This window comes from Salinisphaera sp. (assembly GCF_035690525.1).
In the GTDB taxonomy this organism is placed as follows: Bacteria; Pseudomonadota; Gammaproteobacteria; order Nevskiales; family Salinisphaeraceae; genus Salinisphaera.
In genome coordinates, this window is record NZ_DASSKM010000082.1 from 1 (window position 1) to 7,541 (window position 7,541).

At 66.3% G+C, this 7,541-nt stretch carries 6 protein-coding genes; 1 reads left to right on the forward strand and 5 read right to left on the reverse strand.

What is annotated here, in order from left to right; genetic code table 11:
* Positions 1-26 precede the first annotated feature (26 nt).
* From VFJ08_RS06005 to VFJ08_RS06020, 4 genes are read right to left on the reverse strand one after another with little or no spacing between them, the layout of a single operon-like run.
* The gene (locus VFJ08_RS06005; RefSeq protein WP_324996184.1) at positions 27-1,076 is read right to left on the reverse strand and encodes an ion transporter; all 1,050 of its coding nucleotides are present in this window, start codon (positions 1,074-1,076) and stop codon (positions 27-29) included.
* Positions 1,073-2,593 carry a patatin-like phospholipase family protein gene (locus VFJ08_RS06010; protein ID WP_324996186.1) on the reverse strand — a complete coding sequence of 507 codons (1,521 nt, stop codon included), beginning with the start codon at positions 2,591-2,593 and terminating at the stop codon, positions 1,073-1,075. The genes VFJ08_RS06005 and VFJ08_RS06010 overlap by 4 nt, the downstream gene beginning before the upstream one ends.
* Positions 2,594-2,615: 22 nt before the next feature.
* The gene (locus VFJ08_RS06015) at positions 2,616-2,777 is read right to left on the reverse strand and encodes a hypothetical protein (protein WP_324996188.1); all 162 of its coding nucleotides are present in this window, start codon (positions 2,775-2,777) and stop codon (positions 2,616-2,618) included.
* A 54-nt stretch (positions 2,778-2,831) separates the two neighbouring features.
* Entirely contained in the window at positions 2,832-3,842 is a 1,011-nt protein-coding gene (locus VFJ08_RS06020) for a ligase-associated DNA damage response exonuclease (protein ID WP_324996190.1), read from the reverse strand.
* A gap of 431 nt (positions 3,843-4,273) precedes the next feature.
* Here VFJ08_RS06020 and VFJ08_RS06025 point away from each other — a divergent pair, with 431 nt between their 5' ends.
* Positions 4,274-5,626, forward strand: coding sequence for a hypothetical protein (locus VFJ08_RS06025; protein WP_324996192.1), 1,353 nt, complete (start codon positions 4,274-4,276; stop codon positions 5,624-5,626).
* A 367-nt stretch (positions 5,627-5,993) separates the two neighbouring features.
* On the opposite strand, the gene purD is transcribed toward VFJ08_RS06025, so the two are convergent.
* Complete coding sequence (gene purD, locus VFJ08_RS06030) at positions 5,994-7,292, reverse strand: phosphoribosylamine--glycine ligase (RefSeq protein ID WP_324996194.1); 1,299 nt, start codon at positions 7,290-7,292, stop codon at positions 5,994-5,996.
* Between the last annotated feature and the right edge of the window lie 249 nt (positions 7,293-7,541).

Below are 7,541 nucleotides of genomic sequence, written 5' to 3' on the forward strand. Positions count from 1 at the left end.
TGCGACCGTCTGTCGCCAACTTAGCGCTATTCGAAACGTTCGCGCCAGCGCTGCACGGCGACCTGTTCCTTGACCAATTCCAGCACTTCGATGGTGGCGTCGCGGATTTCCGTCGACGCCGCGCCCATGTCCTGCGCCAACAGCCGCTCGATCGCCGCTTCCACGACGTTGGACACCAGCGCATCGAACTCGGTCGAGGACAGGCCGGCCACGGCTTCGTCGAGCACCTGATTGACCGTATCGCGGATCGCCTCGTCCAGCGCCCGCGATACATAGGCGCCGAGCATCGGCACCCGCTCGAGATTGCCGAGCGCCGGGTTGGCGTCGACCGCCCGTGTGACAATGCGCCCGACATAGGTTTGAATCTGCTCGCGGTTGGCTTGATAGGCCGCGACCACGGAATGCTCGATCTGCGCGCCGGCGGCCGAGGTGAGGCCCTGCCGGCGGGGTGCGACCACGTCGGCCACGATCCGCCGCGAAAGCCGCTGGCCGCCGGACTTCATCTCCTCCTGCACGCCGCTGAGCACCTTGATCACCACGCGATCGGAGATTTCCTCGACCACGATGTCGTAATAGACCATGAACTGGCGATACAGCCACCAGCCGCGAACATCGATCACGCCCAGGCGCTGCAGGCGCATCATGATCGAGATCACACGCAGCACGCGCAGAAACCGGAACCCGGCCACCGGAATACAGCCGAGCACGTCGTACCAGCGCACGAACGGATAGAAATACCAGCGATAATAGCGGTGCTGCGCGATCGCCAGCGCCCAGCCGGCCAGCACGTCGAGCACGAATACGGCGACGAAAGCGAGATCGATAGTCGTGAATTGGGCGTGCACCGCCTGCGCGTACCCGTCGTGCGCGCTTGGCCAGAGCGCGCCGAAGGCGTCGCCGACCGGGCCGATCGCGTACAGCGTATCGAAGACGATCAGCGCGAGATTGAGCGAGACCAGCACGATGATCGCCAGATCCCAGGCCAGCAGCAGGCGCTCGCCCAGCGTACGATCGCCGGAGACCACGGCCAGCGGATCGGGCATGGCACGGCGGCCGGCCCGCGCGCCCCGGCTCATCGCGGCCCCGCAGCCCCGCCGAGCGCGGCCGGCGCGAGCATGGCCCGCACTTCGGGCAGGTTCTCCTGCATGGTTTGTCTCCCCCATTCCACCGCGAGTTCGAGCCCGGCCCGCCCGGGCACCAGATTGGTCGGCGACAGCGTACGCCGGAAACGCACCATGGTATCGGCATAAACGCGGTTGATGCGCATCTGGCGCTGCACGGTCTGGGTGATCGGCCAGAGCCAGAGATTCTTCGGGTCCAGATGCGGCAGAAAACAGTCGAAGGCCAGGTAATAGCCGTTGCGGGTGCCGCCCGCCCGACCGGCGGCCACGCCGCGCCAGGCCGCGCGGGTCGGCACGTTGTCGGCCACGCCGCCATCGACCAGCGCCGCCAGTTCGTGCCGGGCCATCAGTTCGGACAGAATCTCGCGCGTGGCGCCGGCGCGCGCCCCGGGCTCGTATTGCAGAATCGAGGGCACCGCGGCAGAAAAGCCGGCCGCGTCCACGGCATGCAGTTGCCGCGTGGCGGCATCGCGGCCGAGCACGATCGGCATCACCATGTCGCTGCGAAAGAACTGCAGAATACGCGTCAATCGCGAGGCGATGCGCACCGGCAATGGCAATAACCGCGCCGCGCGCGCCTCGCCGGCTTGGATCTCGGGCGCCAGCCGCTCGTAGGAATGCCGTTTCAAGCCCGCCACCACGACATCGAGCGGAATATCGAGTTCGTCCAGGCGCATCGGTCGCCGCAAATCGCCGGTCGACAGCCGCTGATGCAGCGCCGTCAAATGCAGATAAAGCAGTCCGCCGAGACAGAACTCGCTGCGCCGCCGCCGCGCCGCCGAATAGATATCGCTTTTTTTCAGCCCGGCGGCGAATTCGATTTGCTCGTCGAAATCGGCGTTGCGATGCTGGGCCCGCATCAGCCCCAGGATCGCGCCCATCGAGTTGCCCACGATGTAGTCGGGCACCAGCCCGGCCTCGGCCAGACAGGCGAACGCGCCGGCATAGACATAGCCGCCACCGCCGCCGCCGCCAGCGACCACCACGAGCGCGCGCCGACCGGCCTCGCGGTCCAGGGCCTCGGCGTCGAAATCTTTGTCGTGCGAGGCCAACAGCGCGGCGCGCGCTTCCGTTGCCAGCAATCGCGCCATGTCGGCGGCCTCGCGCGCGAGCGCCAGTTTATCCTCCACCGGCGACGGCAGCCGCAGTGGATCGTGCAGATGGTTGAGCAGCCAGTCGCGCAGCGGCAGCACGACCGACAGATCGACATCGATCTCGGCGCCGCCGCGCTGATTGAACGGCCGGAACCGCCCCAGCCGCGCCAAACCGATGGCATAGCGCAGATTCTGATAATCCGCCTCGGGCAGCAGGTCGGGCCGCGCCAGGCGCGAGCGCACCAACGAACGCTCCATCCGGTGCAAGGCCAGTCGTGCCCGGTCCTCGGCGTGGCCGGGCAAGGCCAGCGCCCGGCGCGCGCCGCCCGCGCGCGGAATCTTCGGCGTCGCGGCGCGCCGCGTAGTCCGGTCGATCACCGGCGGCCGCCCCCGGCGCCGGTCAGAAACACGCCGTCCCGATCTGTTCCAGATAACGCTGATGATAGTTCTCGGCGCGATAGAAGGCGGTCATCATCGGGGTATCGAGTCGGGCCTGGCGCGCCTCGGAGCCGGCTTGGGCCTCGGCGGGCCGGGTGTCGCGACAGCCATATCGATCTCGCATTGAATGGTGAGTCGATCGCGTCATCATAGCGCACGCGAAAAGACAACCGCCGGATCAATCGTCCTCACCTTCCGGCCCGTCGGCATAATCGGTGGCCAGCGGCTCGGCCGCGACGCCGCGCTGGCGCAGATAGGACACGAGCACATCGGTCCGGCCGTGGGTGGCCAGAACGCGGCGCGCGCCGGTGGCTTCGATGGTGTCGATCAGGCCCGGCCAATCGGCGTGATCGGACAGTACGAAGCCGCGATCGTAACCGCGCCGGCGTCGATTGCCGCGAATACGCATCCAACCGGAGGCAAATCCGGTGCGATGCTCGCCGAAGCGCCGCATCCAGCGCGAACCGGCGGCCGAGGGCGGCGCCAGCGCCAGAGAGGCGGAGAAATCGTGATCGCGCGGCCGGTCCGAGACCGGTTCCGTGGCCAGCATGTCGATGCCGGCCGCGCGATAGAGCCGCGTCAGCGGCACCAGCGCGCCGTGCAGATAGGCCGTATCCCCCGGCAGATCGCCGCATTGCCCCAGTTCGGCCAGCAGCCGCTGCGCCTTGCCCAGCGCATAGCAGAACAAGACGCTGGCGCGGCCGGCGGCGGCGTTGTCGCGCCACCACGCGGCGATCTCGCGCGCGACCTCGGCGGCGGGCGCCCAGCGATAGACCGGCAGCGCGAACGTCGCTTCGGTGATGAAGGTATCGCAGCGCACGAGCTCGAAATCGGCGCAGGTCGGATCGTGATCGCGTTTATAGTCGCCCGAGGCGACCCAAACCTCGCCGTCGACCTCGACCCGGATCTGGGCCGAGCCCAGAACATGGCCGGCCGGATGAAACGACACGCGCGCCGCGCCGAAGGTCAGCGTTTGGCCGTAGGCCACGCCGCGACAATCGATGTCCGCGCCGAGACGGTGCCGCAGCAACGCCACGCCGGGCGCGGCCGCCCAGTACCGGCCGTGGCCGGCGCGGGCATGATCGGCGTGCGCATGGGTGATCAGCGCGCGCTCGACGCTCCGCCACGGGTCGATATAGAAATCGCCGGCGGCGCAGTACAGACCGCGGTCGGTGGGTTGGATGAGCATGCCCGCCCTGCGTCAGACTTGGGCCGCGCCAGGCCCGATCGCGGCCCGCGCGTGGCGCCGCGACACGGTCAAGTCACCGCCGGCGAAGACGAAACCGCTGGGTAACAGAACATGATCGAGGCGCGGCCAGAAAGTTTTTTTAACATAGGGTATTTAAATCGTTTGTAAATTAATGATAACTTGCTGTTGCGAATGAATGGGAGTTCGCGAACCACATACCACGGGGGTATTCCTGAACGTCAAAATCCGTTGCGATCGGCTCGCTTCGCCGGCGCGCTCTGTCGTCGGCGGCCGATATTGGCACCGATCGTGCGCGCTTCGCAGATACGACGTGCCAGGCCCGTCGCTTTTTTATTCGGGTCATTCAAAGAACTCGTGAACCCGGGGCCGCTCTTCGGCATCACGCTTTTTTCAAGGGAGTAGGGAGAACCATGCGTCAACATTCAGCCAAGACTCTGGCGCTGGCCGTGTGCGGTTGCACCGCGCTGTGGTCGGTGCAGGCCGCCGCCCAGAGCGGTAATAACCAGCCGACCCTGGAACAGTTGCAACTGCAGATTCAACAGCTGCAGCAGCAAGTTCAGGACATGCAGGTCCAGCAACAGCAAGCACGACACCAACAACAGCAGCTACAAACGCAACAGCAAACCACCTCGACCGCGCAGAAGAAGAGCGACAAATCCCTCACCATCACCGGTGGCGTCGTTGGCGAATATCAGGCTTTTCTTGACCATGCCAATGCAAGAGACCAAAGCACCGCGGGCAATCTGATCCTGGACTACTTCGATCTGGGTGTAGCCGGCAACGCCGGTCACGGCATCACCTTTGCCGCCGACTATCGCTGGTCGCCGAGCGGCAATATCGGCGGCAACAGCAATAGCTTCCTACACAAGGGTTGGGCGGCCTACAACTTCGGCGCGGGCGACAGCAGCCAAATCAAGGGCGGCTTTTTCCAGGTGCCCTACGGCAACCTGGCGTACGGCTATCAATCGTTCTGGGCGCCGGCGCGCTATTATCTCAGCTTCAACGACGACCAGGCCGCCGGTCTGGGCTACAAGTACAAAGCCAACGGCCTCCGCTTCGACATCGCCGCCTTCAAGAACGACGATTTCGGGCAAGCGGCGACCTACGGCGCCAATCCCGCCGGCGACTTCCAGCGGATCAACGGGGGCGCCGTGCGGTTGGGCTATACCTTCAACCACGGCAACGACAACACGCTCAATGTCTCGGCGTCGGTACGCGGTGGCCAGCTCAACGTCGAAGCGCCCGAAAGCGATCGCGACGACTACGGTACCCACTGGGCCGCCGCGCTGGCCGCAACCGCCAATATCGGCCTCTGGACGCTGCAAGGCCAGATCAACAGTTACGACTACAACGTGCCGGATAATCTCGGCCAAGACCCCAACACGATCACCTTCGAGAACTACGGCTTCCAGTATAATGTGCCGGCCAGCGGCCAGATGTACTCGTTCAGCTTCGCGCGGGCGATCCCGGTCAGTCTCGGCCCGATCAGCAGCTTCTCCGTGTACGACGATATCGACTATCTGGATATCGGCGACCCGTACACCGGCACTGTGAACCTCGATGGCGATACCGGTGTCATCGACGATAACACCGTGTTCAACGTGGCCGGCGTGAGCATGGCGGCCGGCCCGATCATGGTCTGGGCGGAAATCATCAGCGCCAAGAACGGTGCGCTTGGCTTCGACGGCCCGAACGACGGCGATTGGCACCATCGCTTCAACCTCACCGCCGCCTACTACTTCTCGGGTGATCTCATCCAGTAGTCGGCAGCGACAAGGTTCGGCCGAACGTTTCGGCCACCGCAATCAGGCGGGCGCTTCGGCGCCCGCTTTTTTTGTGCCCGCGAAAAGCTCGCCGGTCGGACGCTTACCCTCGTGGGCGGCAATCGGGTAGGGGCGATCGAAGTGGGCGATGGCGAGTGTGCCATTGAGCGCTGACCCTCGGTGCTTCGTTCTGTCGGATTACGCCTCCGGCTAATCCGACCTACGGGTTTCGAGCGACCTCTCGTAGGTCGGCTTAGGCCGCAGGCCGTAAGCCGGCATCTGTGCCGCGGTATCGTTACACTTTCTCTCCACGCCCGGTCGCCCTCGAGCCACAAGACCGGCGGACCGGTTCGCGAGGCGAATCGACCTACCGCCGGTCGATGGCGCGATGTCCGATATCGCGCCGGTAGGCGACGTTGGACCACTCGATCACCGCCACGCCGCGATAGGCTTTTGCCTGCGCCTCGGCCACGCTCGCGCCGAGCGCGCAGACGCATAGAACGCGCCCGCCCCCGGTCACGACCCGGCCCTCGTCATCGAGCGCGGTGCCGGCATGAAAGACTTCCACGCCCAGATCGCCGGCCTGCGCCAAGCCGGCGATCACGTCGCCCTTGGCGTAAGGCCCCGGGTAGCCGCCGGCGGTCATCACTACGCCGAGCGCGACCTCGTCGCGCCAGCGCGCCTCGATCGTATCGAGCCGCCCGGCGACGCCCGCTTCCAACAGATCGACCAGATCCGATTCCAGCCGCATCATGATCGGCTGGGTCTCCGGATCGCCCAGGCGGACATTGAATTCCAGCACCCGCGGCGCGCCGGTCTCGTCGATCATCAGTCCGGCGTAGAGAAAACCGGTGAAGGCCCGGCCGTCGGCAGCCATGCCGGCGACGCTCGGCTGCATCACCTCGCGCATCACCCGCGCCGCGATATCGTCGCTGAGCACCGGCGCCGGCGAATAGGCCCCCATGCCGCCAGTATTCGGCCCGGTGTCGCCATCGAAGGCGGCCTTGTGGTCCTGCGAGCTGGCCAGCGCCAGAATATGCTCGCCGTCGACCATCGCAATGAAGCTGGCTTCCTCGCCGGTGAGATATTCCTCGACCACGATACGCGCGCCGGCGTCGCCGAAAGCGTTGTCATCGAGCATGTCGCGGGCCGCGGCCAGGGCGTCCTCGATCGAGTGCGCCAGCACCACGCCCTTGCCCGCGGCCAGCCCGTCGGCCTTGATCACGATCGGCGCGCCGCGGGCCTCGATATAGGCCGCCGCGGCGTCGTAGTCGGCAAAGGTGGCGTAGGCCGCGGTCGGAATATCGTGGCGCGCCAGAAAATCCTTGGAGAACGCCTTGCTCGCCTCGAGCTCGGCGGCCGCCCGGGTCGGCCCGAAACAGGGCAGCCCGGCCGCCGTGAACACATCGACGATGCCGATGGCCAGCGGCGCCTCGGGGCCGACCACGGTCAGGCTCACGGCGTTGTCGAGCGCGAAATCCCGTAGCGCATCGAGCTCGTCGACCCCGATCGCCACGTTGCTGGCGTCGCGCATGCGCGCGGTGCCCGCGTTGCCGGGCGCGACATAAACATGCTCGACCCGGGGCGAGGCCGCCAGCTTCCACGCCAGGGCGTGCTCGCGGCCGCCGCCGCCGACGATGAGAATACGATGTACTGCTGTACTCATGGCGCGCGCCGATCTCCGCGGTTGATCATCGAGTTCGTGACCCCTCGGGGCGGCGCAAGCTTAGCAAAGGAGAGCCTTTCGCATACCCGATATATCGCCCCAGCTCACCTGCCGCCGGAGCAGCCGTAGGCTGCGGAATCGGGATAGGGGGCGACCGCAGGCCGCGCCCCTCCCACACCACCGAGCAAGCGGTTCCGCACACGGCGGTTCGAGAATTTGAAACTAGCACAACCGGGGTGCGCCCTGGCG